Genomic DNA, 25,669 nt, shown 5'->3' with positions numbered 1-25,669 from the left:
GCCATAAATCAGCTAATTAAGACCCAATAAAGTCTACTCTAATTTAAAGGTTTCAAAATGGCTTATTTTTATTCTCTTAAATTATGAGCTTGATATTTGTAATTATCTAAGAACTCATTAACACTGACGACACGCCACCCATTTTTGGTTGCATCCTCAATATCATTTACCGATATAGCAATACCAAAATTATGCTTAGACCATGCAAGTTCAAGACGCGCAGCGAAATCACCAAAATCATCTTCTACAAAGTAATTAATCTCAGGACGTTTTAAATAAGCTTGTTGGCAAGCGTGTAATACACCATGAACGCCAGGATCTGAATAATCAAATAGCTCTTTCCATTCACCCAATACACTTAATAACCCTTGTTGCTTACGTAAATCATTAACGATTTGTCGCTCTCTATGGCTAAGAGCCATATGCTCATGCTTAGCCTGCTTACTATGGCAATCAATGCATAGTGCTTTTAAATTAAATGGTCGGTTATCCGATTTAACACCACTGACATGATGAACGTGTAACAACGCTCGGTGAGACCGCATATTCACGCTACACGCTTCACACTCAAAGTTTTTTTCTACTCTGTAATGAGATGATATTTTAGACCAATTATCGCTATACCCACTCTTTGCAGTCTCTGCTAGTCGAGATGGCATATGAGGAAAGAAAGAACTATATGTAGCGAAAAACTCAGCCATATTGAAATTCTGCACTATAGGATGAATTTGAGTCGCCGTATTACACCCTCTATAATTAAGCTTACGCAAACAATTCTGGCAAACCTTTAATCTTGCTTTGGTCTCACCGTAGTTAGTATCAATAATAAATTCGCCTGATATATTGTTTGTTACAACATAACGTTCAAATCGACCACTAGAGCGCATACTTTGCAAAGTTGAACAATCCGATACATGGAATCTCGCATTAGATCCATTCGCTTTTATATATAACGAGACATGCCGTCCTTGATAACTTAATAAACCCGATTCAATCTCAATATCTTTAAGTTCAACATCCTTTCCTTGCTCTAGCTCAGCAGAAATTTTATCAATATGACTTTCCTGAAGCGCCAAAGTAAATTTACCTTTTTTCTCTGGCTCCATTATTTCAATAGCATGCATTAAAGAATGAAGGCTAAACAGCAATTTCATTATGACCCCAAGATCTTTAATATTTGCTCTTCAGCATTTGTTATTACTCGGAACGATACACGACGAGAACGTTCTTCATCTTCTACACCGTCATTAGATACAGCCTTGGATGACGCATACCCTACAGCTGCCACGTTATTTTTTACCCATCTGTAATGTTCCATACGTACTTGTTCTAATTGCATTACATACCCAAGAACAGCGCGAGTTCGTGATTGCGACAAGCTCATATTATTAAAATATGCTTCATAATCACTAGAATCCTGACTCCAACGACTAGAGGTATCCCCTTCAATTTTAATTTCTTGAATAATAAGCTTATATTGCTCTAATACCTGAAGGTAACGAGGAAAAAAATCATTAAGGATAGTCTGAAATTTTCGAGTTAATCTTGCTTCTCCATTAGCAAAAAGTACATCTGGAGCTGTAAAATTCACACTCAATGTATTTCTATCAATTTCAGCACCCCACTTATCAAGATCCTTCGCAAACTCCTCTAATAATGAGATATAAATCGCTTGCTGCGTTTTTTGATATGTCTCTGCAACCTCTTTAATTTTGTCACGCTCAACTACCGCATCACGCATCAGAGCGACAGATATAAATAAAAACACCATCATCAGTCCTGCCATAAGATCTGAGACAGACATCCAATGCTCACCGCTATCACTCGTTGAGTTAGTCTTACCAAATAACTTTTCCATTCTTAGGCTGCAACTTTACTATTAACAACATTAGACATTTGAACAAACCAAAAAGCTAGAAGCTCGTAAACAGCAAGCAGACACCTTTCTAACCATCGCTGAATTATGGTTTGAGCGCAAAAAAGACAACATCACGCCAGAACACGCTTACCGTGAATGGCGAACATTAGATAAATATATCTTCCCTCACCTTGGCAAAACGCCAATCACGGCAATTAATGCTATTGGTACTATTGCGGTATTACGCCCTTACGCCCATTAGAAAAAGACGGTAAATATTCAACCGTTAAAAGAATATGCCAGAGTGTTAATCAGATAATGGATTTTGCGGTTAACCACGGCTTAATACATGCCAACCCACTCGCAAAGATCATTAAAGTATTTCGCAAAAATACCGTATTACACATGCCAACAATACGGCCAGAACAACTGCCAGACTTTTTAGAGCGCTTAAACGCCTGCGCAAGAGTTCAAACGAAAACCAAATTACTCATTCTGTGGCAATTGCACACAATGACGAGACCTAAAGAAGCTGCTACAACACGTTGGGCTGATATTGATTTAGAAAATCGAGTATGGACGATTCCAGCTGAAAATATGAAGCGTCGAAAAGCGCATCGTATACCGTTAACGCCACAGGCTATCGAGATTTTAGATCAGATACGTCCGCAGAGTGAGCAGTACGATTATGTCTTCCCTGGTGAGCGTGATACAACAAGCCATGTAAGCCTGTTTACAGCGAATGCCGCTATTAAACGTAGTCTAGGGTTAAAAGATAAATTAGTCGCTCATGGACTGCGCTCAGTCGCATCTACCGCCCTTCATGAACAAGGTTTTGATAGTTTGCTTATTGAAGCGTGCTTATCACATGCCGATCAAAATGAAGCAAGAGCAAGTTACAACCGCTCTGATTACTTAGAGCAGCGTAAAGAAATCATGAGCTGGTGGAGTGCATATATAGAAAACACTTAATATAAGTAGAAAAGAGGTCTAGTAAAGCACCTCTTATACTATGAAAAATAACCAAATGATTATTAGTAGTATCTATTACATTGTAACTCCAAATATACTTAATAATTATTCATACTTTTACAAAATACATTAAGAGTTAAACTTGTATCAGTTTTCTTTAATATCTTCCTTAATAGATAAACTAGAAAAACAATCAGAAAAAAACTGTTTATCGGCCCAAATGAAAGAATCTCCAACAACAAATACATTTTTCTTAGCTCGTGTAAGAGCTACATTGAGAAGATTTGGTTTCGATGATGCCCAAATAGCCCCACCTTGATTATTTCTATCACACCCTAATGCAAGTATAACAGTATCACTTTCTTTTCCTTGAAATGTATGAACTGTTCCCACATTATTTTTTAAAAATGAATTTAGATTTTTATCTTTTTCTAATTCTTTACCATTTTGTCGAATAAAGTTTTTCAGCTCACTTTTAACCGCTTTAAACGGTGAAATGATATAAACATTTTTAAGTACCCCACCGTTATCAACAATATCAATCAATAACTCTAAAACTTTCTCTCCAAGCTGTTTACTATATTGCTTATAAGTACAATTTCCCGTCACTTCGACCCATCGATTAAGTTTAAGTTGAGGGTGCTGAACAACAGGAACATCTTTATTAGATTTGTAATTACCATGAATCATTCGTTCTTCATAAGCGATCTTATTTGCTATATCAAACATTGGATTTATACAACGACGGTGTACCCATAACGGAATACCTATCCATTTTTCTTCATCTTGTACTTTTAACATACATCCATATGGATTTACTCTATCTGCAAGCTCTTGTACAGACCAAGATGCAGGACTCCACTTATCTTTATCGCTACCCAATACTGACTCCATAACAAAATCAACTAAAGCAGGAGAAGAGGTAAAAACAGGTTCAATCTGTAGAGGATCACCAACAACAATCGTTCTTTTCGCTCGTAATAAACCGCCAATAGCTGCTTGAGGTACTGCTTGCCCAGCCTCATCTATCATCAACCAACCAATTGAATTATCATTAAGTTTTGAAAACATTCGACCTAATGAAGCAAATGTTGTTGAAATTACAGGAACAAACATAAAAATAATTTGCCATAATTTTTCATCATTAAGCCCATCTTTCGTTGCTTTTAAACAATCTACTAATTGAAACATTTTTGATTTAAAAGATGCAATCGTTCTAACCTCATATAACCATGCTTGATGTAACTTAAGAGCAGAAATGAAGACTTTAGATCGCAAGTCATTAATATTCTTATCTTGCCAATAAGCATTTTGCTGCAATTTAGCATCACTTATCATAGCTGTAGCATCAGGTAATATACATTCTCCCATAGCCTCTGCTAATAATGAAAGTTCTTGTTCTTTTGATGCTTTTTCAGCTGTAATCTCAACAATTTTACTCAACGAAACTTGTCGCTTTTTTTTAAGTCTCAATAAGTAATGATTCAGCTCTTCTGAATGTGAATCAGCAATTAACAATTCTTTTTTTATTAATTCCAGAGATGATATTTTTTGATGTAAATTAGATGTGTATAGTTTATTTTTCTTCGTATTAAATAATTTTGATAAAAATCCTGGTGGGTACAATTTTAATTTATCCAGAGCTAATTCTGAAATTTTTTCCTTCTTATTAAAAACATTAATAGAAGTACATGTATCTTTTAAATCTAAATTTGCTAGATCTATTTTTTGATCATCACTAATAATGTTTTTCTTAAGAATAAGTATCTTTTGTTCATATTTTTCAGCACAGAAATTCGTACGTAGATTATCAAATTGAATATAAATAGAGTTTATATTATCAAAATCTTGAATTGAGGATAAAAAATCCTTCTTTGCCTCATAAAAAGAAATACTTTTAACATTTGAAAATTGTTGCCAAATAGGTAGAAAATTTATTTCTTCTGCTCTATCTTTAGGTACGTCATTACCAAAATGTTTATGGAAAAAAAATCGATTAGAAAAGTCATCTCTTTTCTTTTTTGCTCCCATTACTGCAGATATAGTACCCCAGCATTGTTTTTTTTCTTCTTTTATTGGAAGAAGCTTTTCTTTATATTTTTTTGCATTCAATTGATTTGCTACTGATTTTAAATATTCACAATCAGTATATCCATCCCATAAAGAGTCTTTTTGCGGTAGTTCTTTAGAAATATTTTCTACTGCTGCATTATTTGATGACGCAACAACCATCTCATAACCTGAAAGTGATTCAATTAAAAATCCATCTTTATCAATACCTTCACTAGCTTTATTCAAGCATGCTAATACCTTAGCCCGCTCTACAATATTTTGAGCAATTACATCTCTAAGTAAGGTGGTTTTCCCCGTTCCTGGAGGACCATTAACTGAAATTATACCTCCTGCTGATAATTCTTTATAAGCCGTATTAACAGCGAATTGTTGCATAAGTGACATATTATATTGAGGATCACTAGGCCAACGTCCTTGTGGAGTATTTATGGGGTGCAAATTTTTCGCAATAAGAGAAATGGCTTTATCGCTATATAAATCAGTATGACGTTTACCAGGACTACTTAAGTATTGCAATAAGCCTTTGCTTGCCGTTCCAGCTTTAACACTATTAATTGCATTTTCAAGATCACGAATATAAAAACTATTTAAAATCGGTAACTTAGTTTCATCAAGTTTAGCGGTTTCATCCTCATTTTCATCATGCAAATCTTTAATTATACTTCCTAATTGTTTCCGCTCTCTTTGATAATATGCAAGCCTAAAGCAGAAGATATCTTCTTCAGTCGAAAGTGAAAGATCGTTAAATTTTAATCCAGCCCAACTATAGATTTGTTTAACCAACGCAGCAATAATCTCAGAATTAAGTATATTGTTTTCTTGATTTCCTATAGAGATTCGATCAAATGCTTCCATCAACATTACACTATGACCATCAAAATTAGATAGCGTAACTTTGTCTATTGAATTATTTAGTAAATGTCCCAAAGCCCATGGTAATGTACTAATTGAAAAAGAATGCCAATCAGGTTTACCAAACTCATTGAGTCTCAACTTAGCAAAACAACTATCACCCTCACTATCTAATCGTTGTTCAATTTCTTCATCCATGATGTTATGATTATAATGAGATAAACTATAACATTTTTCCGCAACACGAGATAAAACAGCTTTATCAAACAAACCAAGATAAAGTGTATATGTTGTCTCTTTTGAAGGATCTAATCCTAGTTGACGTTGAGTATAAACATTTAACCATGGTAATAACGTATCACCACATCTTTTTATTTCATTAAAACTAATATCTATAGGTATAAGCTCTTCATCTTTCTTATCAGGTAATGAATAAGTTTGAAAAAATTCAACTCGATGCCAAGCACCTAAAACTTTTATCGCCTGTTCTTTGTCAATCATCTCATCATAACCTATTAATAAATAATGTAATTATTCTTTTATATTTAACTAACTCTAGTATCCGCATATACAAACTTATGGATAGTCAAAAATGTAGTAATATAATAAACTGTCTTAATCTTTCTGTTAAACAATGAGTTAAAATTAGATATATGAATATTTAGTAACTAGCTAATGACGTACTTTTTCGTCCATTAGACAGTTCTAATCTGTGAAAGACTTGTTCTATTGATAATCTTATAAAAATACAGTTGCATAATACCGTAACTCAAATCACTTGCCATTTAAATTCAACAAAAACATTAGTTACGACTCGTTTTATCTGCACTACATTCTATTATGTAGTTCTTTCCGCCACTTTCTCTGTTATCCATAGCTTAATATCACTCTCTATCCAAGTCACATCTCTGACACCTAATGGTATTGTTTTAGGAAATATAAACTGAAAAGAATTCGGAGCTATAGCGGTATTGTGGCATTCCATGAAAAAGAAAAAGATACTTTTAATAAAACTTTGCTGGTATTTTTGCTTTCTTCGGCCACTGAATCCCTTTCTCATCATCTTTATCACTAATAACAAATGGAACGACCCACAGCTTTAAGGTTTTCTCACCTTGAATCGGAAAATCAAAGCTATGTGGTATAGCTTGCTGAAAACCTGAATGAGAGGGATATACCAAGAACATTTCTGGATTTTCTATTTCAGTATCAAAGTAGTGATGACCGTATGCCAACATCTGATAAAAATCACTTTGTGATAAGCCATATTTATCAGTGCCATTGGCTTTTGCTAAATCGAGTAATTTCCACTTAGTATCTAATACAGTCACAACTTTACTATTATGCTCAATTACCATATCGGGCTTAAGCTTGAACCAGCTTGAACCATTGTGGGTAACTAAACTCTTACTCTGTATCTGTGCTTTCAAACGATGAGTTTGCTTCAAAGTTTTACTGAGTGATTGAGCAACATAGTCCTCAAATACACGCTCCATTGGAAACAATAATGAAGCAGCATGATGATCACCTTTCATCGTTTGCGGTGACAACCCATCTAAAATTAACTTCGCCCACGCTAACGGCAATTCATAATGGTTCATTCCCCTACCTAGCGCCACCAGCGAGAAATCATGCTTATGATTATGACTGACTGGTATATCAAGAAAGACGAACATCAACTCTTGTAATAGCTTTTGATTTACTGCACTTCGCACAACGTCATTCACTTTCGCTAGTGCGGCATGAATTAATCGATTTGCTGGGCGATCTAACAAAAACTCATCATATTCACAGTAGAATTTATGCTTATTAATCACATTATGACGAAGTTGCTTACCAACATTGAGCTTACCTTTTAAAAAGGCAAGGTTATTCTCCTGACGCACATAATCACTACGTAAACCACGTTTAATAAGGACTTTAACCGACTCTAAAAACTGACTAATGAACACTTCAAGCAGTGGCATTTTACGACTGACAATATTAGCGTTAGAGGTTTGAATATGCTGAAAACCTTTTAACGTCTTTAACATGATCAATAACGACTGACGAGCATCCTCTGCAGCTTTTTGACTCGCTGATTGGTTTTTACCAATTTTAGGTAAGATCTCAAGTTGCGTACCGTCAGGGGTAAATAATACCCCTGCATAGTTTTGTACTTGTAGCACTTCCATACCATAAACGCTTTTTAGTTTAAGTAAGTTACGCTCCCGCTCATCACTTAAGCACATACCTTTGAAGTACAAGTAAGCGTTATCTGAAATAACCTGAATATGATCATGTTCGTTCGCTTTACGATCGTTGGTAATATAGCCAAACTCAAATAACGTAACGATGTTTTTCACTTTCATGCTCAACCATTAGCCCTTGGTATAAATGGCAATATAAGCTTCAGGTTGATCCCATACAGAATCATCACCACAAAAAGACGCAAGCTGGAAAGTTACTTTTGTATCTTCATATGTATTAAGCCCGTGATCAGCACCAAATAAAGATTCATAGCTATCTTCTTGTTTGGTCACAAAACATAACGCTTCTTCTTTTTGATTATCCCCCAGTACAAGACGGATCTTGTTCCAGTCATCAAAGAAGTACTCTTCTAACAATGGAATAATTTTGTTTTTAAATGCAGCTTTTAGCAGTCCAAAGGCATTATCTTCGTCTTGCTCATTGTACACAGGAAATAAAAAGGCATGACCAAGGGTATGCTCGCGATCATAAAGCACTTCAATACGTTTATTGAGTATGGTTAATAGTTGAGTCAAATCGATATTTTTAATTTTTCTATTCTCGAATAACTCAGGCTTTGGCATCATTTCAACAAAATCAAAACGACGACGCAGTGCCGTATCCATTAGCGCCAAAGAGCGGTCAGCCGTATTCATGGTACCGATAATGTATAAGTTATCGGGTACCGAGAATACATCACCTGAGTATGGCAACGTAACTTCTAACGCTTCCTCTGCCCCTTTACGTTTAGATGGCTCAATTAGAGTAATCAATTCGCCGAAAATCTTAGATATATTACCGCGGTTTATTTCATCAATAACTAACACATAGTTCTTAATTTCTTCTAACTCTTGCTTGGACTCATTTAAAAGGTGAGACAATTTCTCCCGTGAGATCACAGAATCTTTTAGATTATATAGCGTCATTTGAGAAAGCGACGATGAGAATAATTCATCAACTGGACGAGCTTCATCAAAAATCATTAACCACTTTACATCTCTCTTTTGGAAGTACCAATCTCTATCATCATCAATAAATGAGTAATTAGAAGTAATTTCAGCAATCGCTTTAAACTTATGATTCCCATCTGAAATGATAACAATATCGCCCACTGACATCTTATTAACTAAGGTATTTACTGACGTTACGTTGTAATCTTGAGGTTTCAATTGATAACCCGCTTCAATAAACTTTTCTTTAATTTTTGATGTTGAATTACAACCTTCAAAATTAATATTTCCACCATAGCCTAAAAGAAGGTAATTATTTTCAATGCACTCATTAAATACCATTTCACCTTCATCAGTTTGCGTATTACCTAATGACATCTTCCAAATTTTACGTTTGGATAAATCATAGTGAGACGATAAATCCAACTGGCTGACACGCTTCGCACGTGCACTTTCAACTGCTTTTTTAAATACACCAGATTCAATCTTGTAATTAATTTCTCCGTCAACAGTCTCAGCTTTTACGCCCTCAACAAACTCTTCATAACCGTAACTTTGGTGGAAAGTCACAAAGCGGACACGTTTCTCTTTAACTAATCGCTCGTACTCAGCTTTTAACTGATCACGATTAGCCCACTTAAAATAAGGCTCAGCAGCTTTAACTGCCGCATCCATAGTATGAAAAGTTTTACCTGTACCTGGAGGGCCATAAAGAATTTGATTTAATGGTGATAATTGCGTCATCGTATAGATCTCTCCTTGTTCAGCCACTTCGTAGTCATCATCTGTAATATCAGCATCACTATCATCGAAGTAGCTCTCCGGCCAAAAAGGTTTACGTGTTATTGGGTACTGTTGTGAAAACTCAGCCAGTTTTTTTGATTTACGAGTATGTAAATAAAGTTCGTTGGTAACTGTGGAACACTCATACCCATCACGATGTTGGTAACGAAGTTCATAATTAATTTTATGCAGTATTGGCTCAAAGGTTGCGAATACCTCTTCTGCTCGAAATGCGCCTAGCTCTTTTCTACCAATACGGATCATTGCACCTGTATCCATCGCAGTAGTAAAAACATCGAGCTTGTTATCGTAAGCATTCTGAATCAAATCACAGAAAGTGGTTACTGTCTCAGATGACCACTGTTCAACGCCTCGATTAAAAGCATCAATATGAGAAAATTTATCTAAGATACTTTGCTGATGAATATCTTTACTTTTTTGAGCCGCTTTATTCCAACATTCAGCACCGAACTGTAATAAATTCAGCTCACCCTTTTCAGCTATCAATTGCTGATACATGCAAGGAGATGATGTTTTACTATTACTACTTGTCAGCACTTCTAACATCGACTTAGAAAATGTATTGATCAGTACAGGGCTATCTTGGTTCTGATAAAGAAAAGCAATCTTCCATTTAATCAAAGGCGCAAAATTAATCTTGTCGATTTCAGCTAAGTTACCTTCATATGCGGCTTGTGATATTTGGATTAATACACTTTTTACATAATTAAAGACTTCGGACTCATTATTCCCGTAGCGTGTACGCCATGTATAAACATCACCATGACCAATACCACTCTGCTCTTTTCCATCCCCATTACGCTTATAAATACCAAACTTCGCAGACGTATTACCTTGAATAGAGCCCAATTCCCTCGTCTTAGTTTCTAACCAATAAGTAAAAGTATCTTGGTCATTAACAGATACATATTGTTCTAACGTTAATTGATTAAGATTTTCACGAGGCCAACGACGAAGGAAGTCATTCCATAGCTGCTGATGTTTATTTACGAAGCTTTTCTGCAAGGGCTGGTCTAATGCCATTGTGATATACATCCAAAATTAAAATCTGAATAAGCATATCTACTCAGGTTTATAATTTCTTTGACCTAAATAACAGATTAAAAAACTTAATGAACAATAATCATCATATTTTGTACTTAAATATTGATAGATTACTTTTATAAAACAAAAAAATACAACGTCTAAACATCATTAAGAAATATTACTTTCCTCCTATCTCATGTGGCATTTATCGTTATCCACCAACCCAAGCCACCGCACAATAACTAACCATGCTACAGCTCAGCAACGTCTAAATACATTAACGGGCAAGCATCCCCTAGCAGTTATGGTAAACTCTATGCTAAGTATTTGTATGTAAGCGATCACAGCATCGGTGTTGTTGATAACAAACGTAAACCACCGCTATCGTTTACAGTAATTTTTAGTGGCCAAGATAATAATATTTAGGCTAACTAAGAAAAATAAAGAGTATAAAAATCAAATGACTAGTCAAACAATTCAGTGGTTCCCGGGGCATATGCATAAAGCCCGTAAAGAAATTGAAGAGGCAATGCCAAAAGTCGATGTGATCATCGAAGTGTTAGATGCCCGTATTCCTTTTAGTAGTGAAAACCCACTGATCAAGTCGTTCCGTGAAACTAATGATGGTAAACCTGTTGTTAAAGTACTGAACAAGCGTGATTTAGCTGATCCGGAAATGACCCAATTATGGATCAATCACCTCGAAAAAGAACAAGGTGTAAAAGCAATTGCGATTACGACAGAAAACTTGAACGAAGTTAATCAGATTCTGGATCTCTGCCGTAAGCTTGCACCACAACGTGAAGATGCGGGTAAGAAAATTCGTACGATGATCATGGGGATTCCTAACGTAGGTAAATCAACCATTATCAATGCCCTTGCGGGTCGTTCTGTTGCAATTACAGGTAACCAACCTGCCGTTACTCGTCAGCAACAACGTATTAATTTAGATAATGGTATTTTACTGTCTGATACTCCAGGGATTTTGTGGCCAAAAGTAGAAAACCCGCACAGTGGTTTTCGTTTAGCGGCAACAGGTGCGATTAAAGATACTGCCATGGATTATATCGATGTTGGCTTCTTTGCTATTGAATACCTGATTAAAGCCTACCCTGATTTGATCAAAGCACGTTACAACCTTGACGATGACTTACCTGAATCTGCAATTGAATTAATCGAAGAGATCGGTCGTAAGCGTGGTTGTTTAAAAGGCGGTGGTCGTGTTGATTTACACAAAGCCTCTGTTATTTTGATTAATGAATTACGTAATGGCACCTTGGGTCACATCACGCTTGAACATCCAGACATGATCACTGAAGAATTGATCAATGTTGCGATTGCATCTGAACGTAAAATAGAAGAAAAGATTAAGAAAAAAGAAGAGCGTCGTAAGCGTTACCTTAAAAATAAACGCTAAGTAATAAAACAATATTTTTTTACACAAGTTTTAATAGTCACTTCTATCTGTTTATTAATTTATATCTGATAGAGTGACTTTTTTTATGCTTTTAATAAACCCAGATATAAAAGAAAACTTTTTATTGGTCAGCATTAATTTTTTTCGTATTAAATCTGAAATCACGACACCTCAAACTCAATTACAACACTAATGATTTTATTGTTATTTATTGATTTACCCACCCAATAAACAAATATAACCCATTAAATAATAAGTTCTTTTGTTAATTAATTATTCTATTAAAAGCATGTGATTAAATTCACCTCTAAGCATTTTTTCTATACCGATACGATTATAAATAAAAGCATCATTTCGGATTAGTTTTTCTCATTTTACTCGCGTCGCCGTTGCGTGAATAATCGCTCCGCTTTCAGTCGGAAGCAAACTTAAACAGCACTGTCTCTTCCTCCCTCCTACCTTTTTCGGTCGGCGGGTTTTTGACTACTCTTTACAGGGTTACTCCTTTATATAAAGAGACAGATTATCTAAACCGAATTTAATGTGGAGAGTACGGTAGTGCAACACACCACTACTTGTCATAAAAGTAACGGCATGCTTGTGCCCGTTGCTGGACTAACTGTATTTGCAATCGCTTCAGGCTACTTAATGAGCTTGATCCCACTATCATTAGCAAATTTTAATATTGATAGTAGTTATGCCAGTTGGTTAGCGAGTATCTATTATCTTGGCTTATTAATAGGGTCATTAATGATCGAACCTATTATTGCTAAAATAGGTCACCGCATTGCCTTTATTAGCTTTCTTACATTATTAGCGTCAACGGTTGCTGTATTACCTTTGTTTCCACATAAAGAACTATGGCTATTTTCACGTTTAATTGCAGGTATGGCTGTAGCCGGTATTTTTGTTGTTGTTGAATCATGGTTATTGATTGGCGACAGTGCAAAAGAGCGAGCTAAACGTCTTGGGTTTTACATGACGTCATTGTATGGCGGTACGACTATCGGTCAGCTTGCTGTGGGTTACTTTGGTGTACAAGGTTTTGTACCTTTTATCGTGATCTTAGTCCTATTATTTATTGCCGTTTTGCCCCCCTTGTTTATTAAGCAAGGTCAGCCAGACAGCCATGGACACCAAGTGCTTTCTCTTAAACAAATTTCACGTTTAAGTAAGCCAGCAATTATTGGTTGCATCACATCTGGTGTGGTGATGGGAAGTATTTATGGTTTGATGCCATTAGCGCTTAAAGCCAGCTCACTTTCTACCAATCAAGTTGGTGTATTAATGGCGGCGATTATTCTTGGCGGCATGGTTATTCAGCCAATTATTAGCAAGCTTTCTATTGTAATGAGCAAGACGTTATTACTTGCGTTAATGTCATTACTTGGTGTGTTTGCAATGGGTTTAACCTATTTATCGTCAGATTACATCATGCTGGTTAGTGCATTAGCGTTATTAGGTATGTCAGCATTTGCGTTGTACCCAATTGCGATTACGCTAGCATGTGATAATTTAGATTCGTCTTACATTGTTGCTGCCACCCAAGTAATGCTATTTAGTTACAGCATTGGTTCAGCATTAGGTCCTATTGGTGCGAATAGCTTCATGGCGGAGCAAAATGGTTTGATGGATTTCTTCTTTATCGTGCTACTAGCAACCGCTATTTATATGCTATTTGCAAGTTTACAACGCAAGCCTCAAGTATTGGCAAGCTGATACACAGTATGCGTAAAAAAGGGCACAATGGTTAATACCATTGTGCCCTTTTTGTTATGTTGTTAGTTAGTTTGGTCGATCTTATTTTACCAATGCCGCAGCACCAAAGACACCTGCACTATCACCTAAATCTGGCTTCACAATCTGAGTGTTTAACTCACCATTAAATAAATGTGGCAATATGGCTTGCTGTGCTTGTTGGTATAAAACATCGATATTACCCACACCGCCGCCAATAACAATTACATCAGGATCAAGCACATTGATAATCTGTGCAGCAGCAATACCAAAATAATGCGACATTCTGGCCAATGTTGCTTGAGCATGAAGATCATTTCCAGCGGCACGCTCCACTATTTCTGGTAATGATAATTCGACGCCAGATTGTTCAAAGTAGAACCGTTCTAAGCCTTTACCTGAAATGACGGTTTCTAAACATCCTGATTGACCGCAATAACAAGGTGCACCATCAGGATCTATAACATTATGTCCCCACTCTCCGGCAATGCCATGACAACCATATAGACATTTACCATTAACGACCACACCAGAACCAACACCAGTACCCATGATGATACCAAACACGACTTCAGCATTAGGCTTTACTCGCTTTGCTGCACCAAAATGTGCTTCAGCGAGAGCAAAGCAATTCGCATCATTGGCTAATACAACTTGTGCATCTAATAACTGAGAAAGATCTTTATCAAGCGGTTTGCCATTAAGTGCGGTTGAATTACAATTTTTCATCACTCCATGACGAGGATCTAACGTCCCTGGCGTACCAAAACCAATCGCTAAAGGTCGTTGCTCTAATTGTTCAGCACATCGATCAATCAGTAATTTAATCTGATTTAAAATATGGGCATAGCCTTGATCGCTTTCTGTTGCTATACGTTCTCTGACGATACATTTATCGGTACTACGCTCAATCACTGCACATTCAATTTTTGTGCCGCCTAAATCAACACCCCAGTAATAACGATCCATTCCTACTCCACTGCGATTTTATTATTTTCAGTTATTATATTAAGCCATAGTATTAAATACTGCGACGTTGTCGAAAAAACACTCAATCACCATGATTATTAGCAGTATTTAAGACAATAATTTGTGTATTTATTAGGTTAATGCAACAGAAACACATTTTATTGCAAAATATATCTTGTAGCGAAGCGATAATATTTTAAAGTAGCGGTAATTATCATCGATGCGCAATTACGCGTGGTTTACAGTAGTACTTAATGAATAAATACCGTCCTTATCTTGATCTACCACTTTGTATATCAATTCTTCTTCTAATCACGTTTAGTTCATTAACAGTATGGAGTGCAAGTAGCTTTAGTGTTCCTATTATTGAACGTCACCTCATTCGAGGTATATTGGCTATTGGTGTATTAATTTTAATGTCGGCCATTCCTCCGGCTATCTACCAACGCTATGCACCTTATTTATTTGTTATTACTGTGGTTTTCTTACTTGGTGTGTTTGTTCTTGGTGATAGTACGAATGGTTCTCGACGTTGGTTAGCCCTTGGCCCTATTCGTTTTCAACCCTCAGAATTGGTTAAAATTGCTGTTCCATTAATGATTGCATGGGTATTAATTGCAGAAGCTGGGCGTCCAACGCTCAAAAAAGTACTGATTTGCCTGATGATCACCGCTATTCCTGCGGGACTTATTTTTATCCAGCCCGACCTTGATGGCGCTATTTTTACTATTTTGTATGCTTTGTTTGTACTTTTCTATGCAGGCATGAGCTGGAAGCTAATTTCGACAGTATTAGGGATTATTGGTGTCATCATACCGCTAGCGTGGTATTTCGTGATGGAGACTTACCAAAAAAAGCGGGTATTACAGTTTCTTGATCCTGAATCTGACCCCCTTGGTTCTGGTTATCAGATCATCCAATCAAAAATTGCCATTGGGTCTGGCGGCATACGCGGCAAAGGCTGGACAGATGCAACTCAAGGTAATTTAGGATTTATTCCAGAAAGCCACACTGACTTTATTTTTTCAACTTTTGCTGAAGAATGGGGGTATTGGGGTAGCGTCTTTTTGTTGGGGATCTACGCCTTTATGACATTTAGAGTGATATGGTTAGCAAATCAATCAGAATCACCATTTGCACGCTTAGTCAGTGCCGCTTTCGCGTTAAGCTTCTTCCTTTATAGCTTTATTAATATCGGCATGGTGAGTGGCGTATTACCTGTAATGGGAAGCCCGCTGCCTTTCTTTAGTTATGGTGGTTCTGCCATTATTACGCAAGGGGCTATATTTGGCATGATCATGTCACTCTGCCTGCGTAAAAAATCTATTTGTGCGCCATGTAAATAAATCCATTAACGCTCAAATTATCAAATAAAAAAGGCCTGCTATGTTTATTTCAACATAACTGGCCTTTTTATTGATGCTGTTTTTATTACTGCTTTTTTATTACCGCAATTTTTATTAAATAACAGGTTCTTCAATAACAGCCGGTTTTAATAACACAGATTAACGCTCAGATGCGGCTTCTGTTGCAATTTTCAGCGCTGGCGATGTAATTTCTACACGACGGTTTTGCGCTCGACCTTCAGCCGTTGCATTGGTTGTGATTGGATGTTGTTCACCCATACCTTGTGCTGTCACTTGATCAGGGTTTGTCACGTATTTTGCTAACTCAGATGCCACAGCATGAGCACGCTTTTCAGACAACGCTTGGTTATAAGCCGCAGTACCTGTATTTGAGGTATAACCTGTCACAACAATCGTTGCGCTTGGGTAACGAGTTAAGCGTTTAGCCATTGGCTGTAGTGCTCTCTCATTCGCTGCGGTTAATTTATACTGATTAACACCATAATCTAATGATAATGTTGAAGGCTCAATAGTCACTGTTTGCGCCATCGCAGGAGCAATCGTATCAACAACCGGTGCTGCACCCCAGTTGTAAACAAGGCTTAGACCATAGAAGTTAGTATCAAAGTTATACGCTAAATCAGTACCACGAGGCTTTGATGATAAATCATGATAATACTGATACTCTAAACGTGTTGATAGATGATCCGTTAATTGATATTCAACACCTGCACCAACAGTGCCCACAAGGTGATCATCAGTATCACTTACGCCATTACCATGGTAAGCCGTTAGCATGTAACTACCACCCGCTTTCGCGAATAAGCCCCAGCTATCATTAACATGCCATGTTGCTTTACCTGTTAAATCAAACGCGTGTTGCTTAATATTTTGATGGTTAACTTGTGCATCACCTAACCACGTATAGCCAGTCTCAACAGCAAACCATGGCGTAATATTATAGCCAGCAAAAATACCAGCACCAAGATCGTTTTGCTTTAGACCAAGGTTAGAAGCATGATTATTTTGTTCAAAATGAGAATAGTTAGCATCACCTAAACGAACACCAACATAATAAGGATTAGCAGGTGCTGCTTGAGCAACACCTGAAATAAGAACAGCGAGTGGTAATAGTGCAAAAAATTTATTAGACATACTATTTACTTTATAGTGATTGATATTAAATAAGTTCTGAATGCAGTTGTCTGCAAACGGAGTTAATAATGCCAAAATAGCATTTCATTGTCATAAGTAAATAAAACTTAAATCACCGAAGCATATCCAATATCAGTACCCGCTCATAAAATATAAATATTCAACCAACAAATCAATAGTGTGTGATTGCAATACCTATTTCAGTCGCCAACTGCTGCAATTGTTCATCAGTATCTAATTTAATTGACCAATTTAAACCACTGCCAACAGCCGTGATCACATTAGCGCCACCAATTAATGTTAGTTCGTCGACTTGTGCTTGCATCATCATTCGACAACTGCCATCAATACGAATAACAACTTCATGTTGCGTTGCAATAATTTTGCCTTGAGAGAAAGTAATGATCATTATATTTACTGCTTTTTATGTTTTAAAACGGCCATCGTCAAACGGCTAGTACAGACTAAACGCTGACGTTCATCGCGAATTTCAATCTGCCATACCTGCGTTGTTGCGCCAATATGTAACGGTGTGGCTTTTCCTGTCACAAAACCACTACGAACCGCACGAATATGGTTCGCATTAATATCTAAGCCCACACAATAATATTCACTGCTAACAGCAAAGTTTGCAGCTAATGATCCCAATGTTTCGGCTAATACCACGGACGCACCACCATGTAACATACCTAACGGTTGATGCGTACGAGAATCAACAGGCATAGTGGCTGATAATGATGAATCATCGACAGCAACGTATTCAATCCCTAAATGCTCAACTAATGTATTTTTAGAGGTTTGATTAAAAAGTGCTAATGTAAACGGTCGTTGCCAAATCGTCATAATATTCTCCACTTATGGGCGCTTTATGCTATTTATTCAATGAGCAATGATAACACTCTTAGAATAAGTCATAAAAATAATACTCATACTCATGTTATGTGCTACAAGCCAATCACCGAATGATATAAATAGCCTTTTAATCAAATTTTAATTAGCTACTTTCGCTTTACCTTATTACAACGTAAAATGACGAATCTTATCCATTCAAAGGATTTATAGCGCATGTCGTTATTAAATAAATCTTTTTGGTGTTTTTAGCTGATTTACGTGCTCAAGTATGATGAATTTAATTGAAAGTAAAACGACATCCTTGCCCCACTCAGATTTACCGACAACCGTAGGTATTATTGGTGGTGGTATAGCAGGATCAACTATTGCACTTCGATTAGCTGAACAAGGTATTCATGTTCAACTTTTTGAGGAAGGAAAAAGCTTAGTTAATGGTCCTCCAATTTGCCACTTGCATGCAGGTGGTAATCTTTACCGTGAAATATCAGATCAACAATGCATAACGTTACTCAAGCAATCTATTGATACGTTACGCGTTTATCGCCACACAACCAATATTAGACCCACCGTTATTGCAATCCCTTGCAATGATGTCGGCAATCCTAATGACTTATTACCCCGTCTCGCGTTATTACAACAAACTTACCAAACACTTGTAGAACAAGATCCTAAAAATGGTGTTCTTGGTGATCCAAAAGATTACTTCAAATTATATCAACGCCATGATTTAGAGCGCCTTGCATTACGCGCTAATCCTGAGCATCCACTAACACCCGATCAATGGATGATCCCTGTTGCTAAATCTATCAATCTAGATCAGTTCAAATATCCATTAGTCATGGTGCAAGAATATGGTTTAAGTGTGTTTAGAATTGCCGCAACCTTGACCCTTGCATTGAACAAGCTCACACAATGCCATGTACATACCAATACTAAAGTAACGTCGTTAATTGAAAACGAACAAGGTCTGGGCTGGCAAGTCAGTTATCAAGATTCAGCGAATCAACAACATCAAATCAATGTTGACTATTTAGTGAATGCTGGCGGTTACCGCACAGGCACTATTGATGACTTGGCACATATTCCACGTCAGCGGATGGTTGAATTTAAAGCGGCTTATATTACTCACTGGTCACAATGTGATGCGCAATGGCCAGAAGTGATTTTCCATGGCGAACGAGGAACGCCAAATGGTATGGCGCAATTAACCCCATACCCTGATGGATTTTTCCAATTACATGGCATGACGCAAGATATTACGTTATTTAAAAATGGATTAGTGTCATCAAATGAAGACAGTGCTCAACCACAGTTGAATGCGTCTTTTAAAGAGAAACTACAACAGCATTGGTCACAGCAAGAGATTGAACAACGCACTCAACGCGCGATTAATCATATGGCGCAATTTGTGGGTAAGTTTGAACAAGCAACGGTGGGTGGTAAACCATTATTTGGAGCACAACAGATTCCAGGTAATGATCCGACATTACGCGCAGCTGATGTCTCTTATTCTCATCAACGTTATGCTCGCTCTGAAATTGTAAAAGCATCGTCGGCGTTATCTGTTGCTGATGCCATTATTGATCAGCTTGCGGCATTACATTTAATTGTACGGCCTACACAGCAAACCCGTGAAAGTGAATTCCCAATATCTCAACAATTAAGTTTGCACGATATTGTAGCGTATGCTGAAAAGTTAGCCGCAGAGCGTGGTTTTCCGACCTCACTTGCCCGCCCTATTGGTCACAATATAAAATAGCCCTTAGATAACAATAAAAGTAGCTGTCATAGCAGCTACTTTTAATCTCTATACTTCAAATAGAATACGATTTATTTCTTACCTATTTCGGCATTAATGACAGACAAAGCCTGCTGTTGAGAACCTAATAACGCTTGTTTATCTTTTAATAGCCCTAACTGCTGATCATAATTATCGCAATCTTTTTGTGACACCCAATTCCAACTGTTACCCGATTTAAATTCATCACACGCTTTTTTAAAGCCTTTTGCTGCTTGCTTTAACTCTGCAACATTAGCTTCGGTTGCTTGTACATTGGCCTGCATTTCAGCTTGACGTTTAAAATACTGTTGCGATTTATCAATCACCACTTGTTGTTTGGTGGTGGTGGTTTGTAACTTAACCACTTCAGTGTCTAATTTCTTTTTCGTTACTTCTAGCTTTTGTTTGGTTGCCACTAATTTTTGTTTTTTTTGCGTAAGCAATGCTAACTGAGCTGAAAACTCCTTTTTTTGCTTATCCATTAATTCTGTCATTACCGTTAAATCTTTCGTTGTCTGCTCTAACTGCTGACTTTGTTTCTCGTTACTTGCCACCAATATTTGATATTGTTCAGTACTGTGATCAAGTCGCTTCATTTGAGACTGTAAATGTTGTTGGCAACTAAGAAGATCAGGAGCGTTAGCCTCTTTTTCAACTTTTATACCGACACCATAGCCAATGGCACCACCAGCAATAAGCGCTAAAAGAGAGAATAACAAAGGGGTTTTGCTTGTCGTTATCATAGACATAATCACTTTCTCTATTTTATTTTTCGGATTAAGAACAACTAATACATTTACCTATTGATGAGGTTAACACTTTGCTTATGATACATTGTTAACGCTGTATCAAATAATGTTATGTCTTTAGTAAAAAACGTTAATAATTAACAAATTCGACTAAATTATCACTCACGTCTCATTTTTAATAATGTGTTGCAACCATAATATCTGGTGATATTAATTAATAAATACTCCTCAATCAAACTAGGATTAATTTAATCAATTTCAATTCACATTATCATTAATGGTACTTTTATGATCACACCACTGTTTTTTTTAACTGTATCAGCATTTTCATTACCTTTGCTTGAAAACTCAACCTATAGTCAAACGGATACTCATTGTACGCTCACGGTAAAAGAAGAGCGTTTGCAAGATAATATCGTGTTAACCATGTCAACCAATAACAATAATCACTACGATGTTAAAATCTATCATCTTAGCGATCTTCAAGCCCCGTCTCGAGGTCAATTAACACAGCAGGCTATTGATAATATTGAACAACAAGAAGAACTTAACTATGTCGTTGATCACAATTTATTTAAGCGCATAGACAATAAAACCGTTATTTATACCACCACCATTGCTAATGATGCTAACAACATCAGTCCTCAACAATTCACTGAAGCATTCAAAGCTCATAGCTATCGAACAAAATTGCACATTACAGGACTTAATCCTCTCGCTTTTATTGCCAGTCAACGCCAAGCCGATGCTTTTTTTCGATGTGCCGAACAACAACAAATAGCGACGTTAGCTAAGCGTTAGCAACCCGTATGGTTAACAATAACGACGACGAGGGATTGCTAACCATCGCTGTTAGCCTAATTTCAGCACTAAATCACTGTCTTTAATCCAACCTTGGCGACGCATGATATACGCAATAAAAAGTGTGATAACGGCAGGTAAAATAAAGTGCATTAATACGATCAACCCGTAAATATAGCCACTACTTACTCCCGGCTGTTCCATCGCTATCAATGTTTGAATCTGTCCTACTAATCCTGACGTTCCCATTCCAGCACCCAGTGGCGTATTTTCCATATGAAACACAACGGTTGCTATTGGGCCGAGTATTGCAGAAGCCACAATCGGTGGGATCCAAATTTTATAATTCTTAACAATGTTTGGCATTTGTAACATCGAAGTCCCTAGCCCTTGAGCGAAAATACCGGCCCAACCGTTAACCCGATAACTCATGACGGCAAAACCCACCATTTGCGCAGCACAACCAACAGTAGCAGCACCTGCCGCTAAACCATTTAAACTCAGCATAATTGCAATGGCTGCACTACTAATCGGTAATGTTAACGCCATCCCCATTAACACCGCCACTAATGCTCCCATCAATAACGGTTGTAATTGAGTAGTAGACATAATCAATTGTCCAAACTGAGTCATTACCGCACCGACCAATGGCCCAATCCAACTACCAATAAACACTCCAACCAAGACGGTTACAGCAGGCGTAACCAAAATATCAACCTTGGTTTCACCCGCGACCAATTTACCGCACTCTACCGCACAAATACTGGCAACATAAGCACCTACAGGCCCCCCCATTGCCGCCCCCGCAGCACCAGCAATTGTGGATGAAAACAAAACTAATGGTGGCGCTTTTAATGCATAAGCAATAGCCACACCAATAGCGGGTCCCGTCATTTGCTTTGCTATTGGCCACAAGACATCACTCAAGAGTGGGAGTGCAAATTTAATCCCAATCGTATTTAAAATCGAGCCAATCAATAGTGATGAAAATAAACCTAGTGCCATAAAGCTCATTGCATGAATAAAATAGCAATGAAAAGAAATGGTAATATTTTTAGACACAAGAAAGTGATGGATACGAGCAAGAAGACGTGACAAAAAAGACTGCATTACGACAAAAACCACATAAAAGAGTTCAATAGTGGCAGAATTTTACCTCAGCATGTCTATAAATACAGTCAATAAGTTACTTTTTTTATCATTTAGACTATATTAATACTCAACATGATTAATTCAGATTTAGCACCTTTAACACATTAATTATGTAACTGTAACCTAATTCACATTCCGTAACTCTAACATCAACACAAACACAACTAAAAATAGAGCATAATAATTTACCCATTAATGGCGTTTATTTACTGTTATGACTCATGTGCTTACTAGGAATAAACACCATGCCATTAATACATCGTCAAACACTGCCGCATTGCAATAATAGCTTTAATTTTCAACAGATTAATAGACGCTTAACACCCATTGCCGCATTAATTAGTCTCTCTTTGAGTTTTCCTCTTTCCGCAGCACAACCACAATTAATGCTCGCCAAAAGCTTACCTAGCGAACAATTAAATGCAGCATATTATAGTGATGATAATCAAATTCACGATATTTTCACGGTTACTGATTATTTAGTAAGTGAAAAATTAGATGGCATTCGCGCCTATTGGAATGGTCAGCAACTTCTTACTAAAACAGGCAATATTATTCATGCACCAACATGGTTTTATGCCAACTTTCCAAGCACACCATTAGACGGTGAATTATGGATTGAACGCGGCCAATTTCAAGCATTAACCCGTATTGTGCTTGATAATGAACCTGATGATTTAGCATGGAAAAATGTCAATTATATGGTATTTGATCTGCCCCATAGCAGTGCTCCATTCAGCGACCGTTACCACCAATTACAAGTATTAATCGAACAACAACGCGATCAAAATAATCAACCCCTTAAACACTTACAATGGGTTGAACATAAATCACTCGATAATCTGGCAATCTTAGTACAATGGCTCGATATTATTAGTAGTCATGATGGTGAAGGATTAATGCTGCATCATAAATCTAATAATTACACATCAGGGCGAACTGAACATTTATTAAAACTTAAAAATCATCACGATGCAGAAGCGATAATCATTGGTTATGAAGAAGGTAACGGTAAATATCAAGGCATGATGGGATCGGTGTGGGTGAAAACAGCGACAAATAACACCTTTAAAATAGGCTCAGGTTTTAATGATCAACAGCGACAAACACCACCCGCTATTGGTTCAACCATTCAATATCGCTATAACGGCTATACCGATCGCGGGATCCCTCGTTTTGCGCGTTTCATTCGAGTTCGTAATAATCCTGATAGCTAATTTCGTAAAGAGTAACAACACAATCAATGTAATTATTTATGACATTGATTGTTACACTTTTTAAGCAAAAATGCCGATTAAGTCATTGATTAGTTGTGGTATCACTTTACTATGACAATCATATTCCTTACAACTGATGGCTTATAATGACATACCTATTTAACGGTTTTCGCACTCTAACAACCGCTATACTGCTTATTATCGCGATGAGCAGTAATGCTTACGCCATGCCCAAAGGTGATGCAAGCAAAGGAGAACTAAAAACCCCAAGTTGCCGTTTCTGCCATGGTAGTAATGGTATTGCGTCACAGCCCAATTACCCCAACCTTGCAGGTCAACAACAGCAATACCTTTATGATGCAATGCTTGCTTATACTAATGACATGCGTCTTGGTCCAATGGCGGGCATGATGAAAGGTCAATTACAAAATCTAAACGCACAAGATCTGGCGGATATCGCCGCTTATTATTCAGCGATGAAATAACCGCTACCGCTTAAATTAGAGTACCTCATTCTTAATCGTTTCAAATTGGCACAACCACTCAGAAAGCTCTGCAACCTGACGTGCCAATTCTCGATTAAGCCATAAATAGCCGTAATAGCTAATATCAGTTCGACCATCAACACTCGGTGCTAACTTTGGATATAACGCCAAAATATCCAGTTGTTTTTTATTGAGCACCATTAACGGCTTTTGAGGTGATAATAAGTCTTCACCCAATAACTCACACATCTGTGATAACTGCTCTTTTGCTTGCGACAATGCCCGTATTTCTTGTACTTTCTCTTTGCTGTATTGATGACGCCATTGTGTTTGAATAATATTTTCAAATAAATTGAACATTCTCACCTGACAGGCAATCGCTTTTTTAACAGACAATTTCATTTCAGGTGATTCATGCCCAATACTCGATTCTAATGACGTGATCTTATTTAAGGTTTGTCGTAGCTGAGATAGCTGAATTTCACGATAAGCATCATCACTATTAACCAATGCATTATGCTCAGAATAGTTTTGATGAAATATACGTAAGAAATCACCACAGGCTAATTTAAAATGATCGGTTGCTTTAGCAGGGAATAAATATTGACTCGCCATAATCGCCACTAACCCACCCCATAACACATTGGTTGTACGCCATAATGCGATATGTAAATCCCCAGGACCACTACCTGCAACCAACACCAATGTCACCGAGGTTAAAATAGCACTGTATGAATATTTACCTAACGTAAAGTACAGTGACACACTGAGCATCACAATTAATAAGCCATAGTGCCAATAGACATTATCAATCGGGAAAAAATACAACGACAACCCTAAAATTGCCCCGATAGTCGTCCCCAATATTCGCTGGCTGGCTTTATCTGATACCTCACCTGAATACTTCGCCGACATCACCACTATAATAGTGATCGGTGCCCAAGTACCGTATGGAAGCTTAAATATAATATCGATCGAAAAAGCAATAATAGAAGCGATAATAATGCGTAGTACATGAAATAAGCGCATGTGCTTGATGATCTGTTGATGAAAAGTTTTCATTTAGTGTTGTAACCACACAAAGATTTAATGTTGAAAAAAGATACAAATAACACACGATTTTTAAAATCACCAGCCACAAAATATAAGCGCCCACCACAACAAATGCATAACTTATCACTTCAAAAGCCGACTTAATCACATTATCGTTCTTTAATTGCTGTTTTAATACAATCTATGCATTTT

The 25,669-nt window shown here is 37.0% G+C and carries 22 protein-coding genes and 1 pseudogene; 10 read left to right on the top strand and 13 right to left on the bottom strand.

Features of this window, described 5'->3' with window-relative positions; translation table 11 throughout:
* Positions 1-68 precede the first annotated feature (68 nt).
* Together CIK00_RS04200 and CIK00_RS04195 are read right to left on the bottom strand one after the other, a co-directional pair.
* The gene (locus CIK00_RS04200) at positions 69-1,154 is read right to left on the bottom strand and encodes an HNH endonuclease (RefSeq protein ID WP_101767678.1); all 1,086 of its coding nucleotides are present in this window, start codon (positions 1,152-1,154) and stop codon (positions 69-71) included.
* On the bottom strand, positions 1,154-1,858 hold the full coding sequence (locus CIK00_RS04195; protein WP_101767677.1) for an OmpA family protein: 705 nt from the start codon (positions 1,856-1,858) through the stop codon (positions 1,154-1,156). The genes CIK00_RS04200 and CIK00_RS04195 overlap by 1 nt, the downstream gene beginning before the upstream one ends.
* Before the next feature lie 94 nt (positions 1,859-1,952).
* Between CIK00_RS04195 and CIK00_RS21460 the strand changes: the two genes are divergently transcribed.
* From CIK00_RS21460 to CIK00_RS04190, 3 genes and pseudogenes are all read left to right on the top strand, one after another.
* Entirely contained in the window at positions 1,953-2,120 is a 168-nt protein-coding gene (locus CIK00_RS21460; protein WP_202820801.1) for a phage integrase central domain-containing protein, read from the top strand.
* Positions 2,099-2,176, top strand: a pseudogene (locus CIK00_RS21670) (hypothetical protein); the annotation flags it as partial. The gene CIK00_RS21460 and the pseudogene CIK00_RS21670, both read left to right, overlap by 22 nt.
* Entirely contained in the window at positions 2,177-2,830 is a 654-nt protein-coding gene (locus tag CIK00_RS04190) for a tyrosine-type recombinase/integrase (RefSeq protein WP_202820798.1), read from the top strand. It abuts the pseudogene before it with no gap.
* A gap of 147 nt (positions 2,831-2,977) precedes the next feature.
* On the opposite strand, the gene CIK00_RS04185 is transcribed toward CIK00_RS04190, so the two are convergent.
* The 4 genes from CIK00_RS04185 to CIK00_RS21485 all read right to left on the bottom strand — a co-directional run bounded on the left by CIK00_RS04185 (position 2,978) and on the right by CIK00_RS21485 (position 10,761).
* A complete protein-coding gene (locus CIK00_RS04185; RefSeq protein WP_101767676.1) occupies positions 2,978-6,256 on the bottom strand; it encodes an AAA domain-containing protein in 3,279 nt (1,092 codons plus the stop codon).
* Positions 6,257-6,593: 337 nt separating this feature from the next.
* Positions 6,594-6,740 carry an AlpA family phage regulatory protein gene (locus CIK00_RS04180; RefSeq protein ID WP_101767675.1) on the bottom strand — a complete coding sequence of 49 codons (147 nt, stop codon included), beginning with the start codon at positions 6,738-6,740 and terminating at the stop codon, positions 6,594-6,596.
* Positions 6,741-6,759: 19 nt separating this feature from the next.
* Positions 6,760-8,106, bottom strand: a complete 1,347-nt coding sequence (locus tag CIK00_RS04175; RefSeq protein ID WP_101767674.1) for an McrC family protein — start codon at positions 8,104-8,106, stop codon at positions 6,760-6,762.
* Between the two features lie 9 nt (positions 8,107-8,115).
* The gene (locus tag CIK00_RS21485) at positions 8,116-10,761 is read right to left on the bottom strand and encodes an AAA family ATPase (RefSeq protein WP_233426529.1); all 2,646 of its coding nucleotides are present in this window, start codon (positions 10,759-10,761) and stop codon (positions 8,116-8,118) included.
* Between the two features lie 463 nt (positions 10,762-11,224).
* Here CIK00_RS21485 and ylqF point away from each other — a divergent pair, with 463 nt between their 5' ends.
* Together ylqF and CIK00_RS04160 are read left to right on the top strand one after the other, a co-directional pair.
* Positions 11,225-12,181 carry a ribosome biogenesis GTPase YlqF gene (gene ylqF, locus CIK00_RS04165; RefSeq protein WP_101767673.1) on the top strand — a complete coding sequence of 319 codons (957 nt, stop codon included), beginning with the start codon at positions 11,225-11,227 and terminating at the stop codon, positions 12,179-12,181.
* Between the two features lie 558 nt (positions 12,182-12,739).
* A complete protein-coding gene (locus CIK00_RS04160; RefSeq protein WP_227990375.1) occupies positions 12,740-13,900 on the top strand; it encodes an MFS transporter in 1,161 nt (386 codons plus the stop codon).
* An 81-nt stretch (positions 13,901-13,981) separates the two neighbouring features.
* Here the strand turns inward: CIK00_RS04160 and CIK00_RS04155 are convergent, their stop codons facing one another.
* Positions 13,982-14,887: an ROK family protein gene (locus CIK00_RS04155; protein ID WP_101767672.1), complete on the bottom strand. Its 906-nt coding sequence runs from the start codon at positions 14,885-14,887 to the stop codon at positions 13,982-13,984.
* 254 nt (positions 14,888-15,141) lie between these two features.
* Between CIK00_RS04155 and rodA the strand changes: the two genes are divergently transcribed.
* A complete protein-coding gene (gene rodA / locus CIK00_RS04150; RefSeq protein WP_101767671.1) occupies positions 15,142-16,233 on the top strand; it encodes a rod shape-determining protein RodA in 1,092 nt (363 codons plus the stop codon).
* A 159-nt stretch (positions 16,234-16,392) separates the two neighbouring features.
* Here the strand turns inward: rodA and CIK00_RS04145 are convergent, their stop codons facing one another.
* From CIK00_RS04145 to CIK00_RS04135, 3 genes are all read right to left on the bottom strand, one after another.
* Positions 16,393-17,388 (bottom strand): outer membrane beta-barrel protein, encoded by a 996-nt coding sequence (locus CIK00_RS04145; RefSeq protein WP_101767670.1) that lies wholly within the window; start codon positions 17,386-17,388, stop codon positions 16,393-16,395.
* A 172-nt stretch (positions 17,389-17,560) separates the two neighbouring features.
* Positions 17,561-17,797, bottom strand: a complete 237-nt coding sequence (locus CIK00_RS04140) for a DUF3389 domain-containing protein (protein ID WP_101767669.1) — start codon at positions 17,795-17,797, stop codon at positions 17,561-17,563.
* 5 nt (positions 17,798-17,802) lie between these two features.
* Positions 17,803-18,231, bottom strand: coding sequence for a hotdog fold thioesterase (locus CIK00_RS04135; protein ID WP_101767668.1), 429 nt, complete (start codon positions 18,229-18,231; stop codon positions 17,803-17,805).
* 280 nt (positions 18,232-18,511) lie between these two features.
* Between CIK00_RS04135 and CIK00_RS04130 the strand changes: the two genes are divergently transcribed.
* The gene (locus tag CIK00_RS04130; RefSeq protein ID WP_101767833.1) at positions 18,512-19,999 is read left to right on the top strand and encodes an FAD-dependent oxidoreductase; all 1,488 of its coding nucleotides are present in this window, start codon (positions 18,512-18,514) and stop codon (positions 19,997-19,999) included.
* Between the two features lie 71 nt (positions 20,000-20,070).
* Here the strand turns inward: CIK00_RS04130 and CIK00_RS04125 are convergent, their stop codons facing one another.
* Positions 20,071-20,769 (bottom strand): hypothetical protein, encoded by a 699-nt coding sequence (locus tag CIK00_RS04125; protein WP_101767667.1) that lies wholly within the window; start codon positions 20,767-20,769, stop codon positions 20,071-20,073.
* 288 nt (positions 20,770-21,057) lie between these two features.
* Here CIK00_RS04125 and CIK00_RS04120 point away from each other — a divergent pair, with 288 nt between their 5' ends.
* Positions 21,058-21,570: a hypothetical protein gene (locus tag CIK00_RS04120; RefSeq protein ID WP_101767666.1), complete on the top strand. Its 513-nt coding sequence runs from the start codon at positions 21,058-21,060 to the stop codon at positions 21,568-21,570.
* Positions 21,571-21,621: 51 nt separating this feature from the next.
* Here the strand turns inward: CIK00_RS04120 and CIK00_RS04115 are convergent, their stop codons facing one another.
* The gene (locus CIK00_RS04115) at positions 21,622-22,680 is read right to left on the bottom strand and encodes a PTS transporter subunit IIC (protein WP_101767665.1); all 1,059 of its coding nucleotides are present in this window, start codon (positions 22,678-22,680) and stop codon (positions 21,622-21,624) included.
* A gap of 287 nt (positions 22,681-22,967) precedes the next feature.
* On the opposite strand from CIK00_RS04115, the gene CIK00_RS04110 reads away from it, so the two are divergent.
* Complete coding sequence (locus CIK00_RS04110) at positions 22,968-23,939, top strand: DNA ligase (protein WP_233426528.1); 972 nt, start codon at positions 22,968-22,970, stop codon at positions 23,937-23,939.
* 146 nt (positions 23,940-24,085) lie between these two features.
* Positions 24,086-24,424 carry a c-type cytochrome gene (locus CIK00_RS04105; protein WP_101767664.1) on the top strand — a complete coding sequence of 113 codons (339 nt, stop codon included), beginning with the start codon at positions 24,086-24,088 and terminating at the stop codon, positions 24,422-24,424.
* 15 nt (positions 24,425-24,439) lie between these two features.
* On the opposite strand, the gene CIK00_RS04100 is transcribed toward CIK00_RS04105, so the two are convergent.
* Entirely contained in the window at positions 24,440-25,486 is a 1,047-nt protein-coding gene (locus tag CIK00_RS04100) for an FUSC family protein (protein ID WP_101767663.1), read from the bottom strand.
* Positions 25,487-25,669: the final 183 nt, after the last annotated feature.

The organism is Photobacterium carnosum (assembly GCF_002849605.1).
GTDB lineage: Bacteria > Pseudomonadota > Gammaproteobacteria > Enterobacterales > Vibrionaceae > Photobacterium > Photobacterium carnosum.
This window is presented reverse-complemented; position numbering and strand designations above follow the sequence as displayed.

What these genes read in the sequence shown, in the direction of transcription:
- CIK00_RS04200 (WP_101767678.1), bottom strand. Translation starts at nt 1,154, where the DNA reads ATGAAATTGCTGTTTAGCCTTCATTCTTTAATGCATGCTATTGAAATA.
- CIK00_RS04195 (WP_101767677.1), bottom strand. Translation starts at nt 1,858, where the DNA reads ATGGAAAAGTTATTTGGTAAGACTAACTCAACGAGTGATAGCGGTGAG.
- CIK00_RS04190 (WP_202820798.1), top strand. Translation starts at nt 2,177, where the DNA reads ATGGATTTTGCGGTTAACCACGGCTTAATACATGCCAACCCACTCGCA.
- CIK00_RS04185 (WP_101767676.1), bottom strand. Translation starts at nt 6,256, where the DNA reads ATGATTGACAAAGAACAGGCGATAAAAGTTTTAGGTGCTTGGCATCGA.
- CIK00_RS04180 (WP_101767675.1), bottom strand. Translation starts at nt 6,740, where the DNA reads ATGGAATGCCACAATACCGCTATAGCTCCGAATTCTTTTCAGTTTATA.
- CIK00_RS04175 (WP_101767674.1), bottom strand. Translation starts at nt 8,106, where the DNA reads ATGAAAGTGAAAAACATCGTTACGTTATTTGAGTTTGGCTATATTACC.
- CIK00_RS21485 (WP_233426529.1), bottom strand. Translation starts at nt 10,761, where the DNA reads ATGGCATTAGACCAGCCCTTGCAGAAAAGCTTCGTAAATAAACATCAG.
- ylqF (WP_101767673.1), top strand. Translation starts at nt 11,225, where the DNA reads ATGACTAGTCAAACAATTCAGTGGTTCCCGGGGCATATGCATAAAGCC.
- CIK00_RS04155 (WP_101767672.1), bottom strand. Translation starts at nt 14,887, where the DNA reads ATGGATCGTTATTACTGGGGTGTTGATTTAGGCGGCACAAAAATTGAA.
- rodA (WP_101767671.1), top strand. Translation starts at nt 15,142, where the DNA reads ATGAATAAATACCGTCCTTATCTTGATCTACCACTTTGTATATCAATT.
- CIK00_RS04145 (WP_101767670.1), bottom strand. Translation starts at nt 17,388, where the DNA reads ATGTCTAATAAATTTTTTGCACTATTACCACTCGCTGTTCTTATTTCA.
- CIK00_RS04140 (WP_101767669.1), bottom strand. Translation starts at nt 17,797, where the DNA reads ATGATCATTACTTTCTCTCAAGGCAAAATTATTGCAACGCAACATGAA.
- CIK00_RS04135 (WP_101767668.1), bottom strand. Translation starts at nt 18,231, where the DNA reads ATGACGATTTGGCAACGACCGTTTACATTAGCACTTTTTAATCAAACC.
- CIK00_RS04130 (WP_101767833.1), top strand. Translation starts at nt 18,512, where the DNA reads ATGAATTTAATTGAAAGTAAAACGACATCCTTGCCCCACTCAGATTTA.
- CIK00_RS04125 (WP_101767667.1), bottom strand. Translation starts at nt 20,769, where the DNA reads ATGTCTATGATAACGACAAGCAAAACCCCTTTGTTATTCTCTCTTTTA.
- CIK00_RS04120 (WP_101767666.1), top strand. Translation starts at nt 21,058, where the DNA reads ATGATCACACCACTGTTTTTTTTAACTGTATCAGCATTTTCATTACCT.
- CIK00_RS04115 (WP_101767665.1), bottom strand. Translation starts at nt 22,680, where the DNA reads ATGCAGTCTTTTTTGTCACGTCTTCTTGCTCGTATCCATCACTTTCTT.
- CIK00_RS04110 (WP_233426528.1), top strand. Translation starts at nt 22,968, where the DNA reads ATGCCATTAATACATCGTCAAACACTGCCGCATTGCAATAATAGCTTT.
- CIK00_RS04105 (WP_101767664.1), top strand. Translation starts at nt 24,086, where the DNA reads ATGACATACCTATTTAACGGTTTTCGCACTCTAACAACCGCTATACTG.
- CIK00_RS04100 (WP_101767663.1), bottom strand. Translation starts at nt 25,486, where the DNA reads ATGAAAACTTTTCATCAACAGATCATCAAGCACATGCGCTTATTTCAT.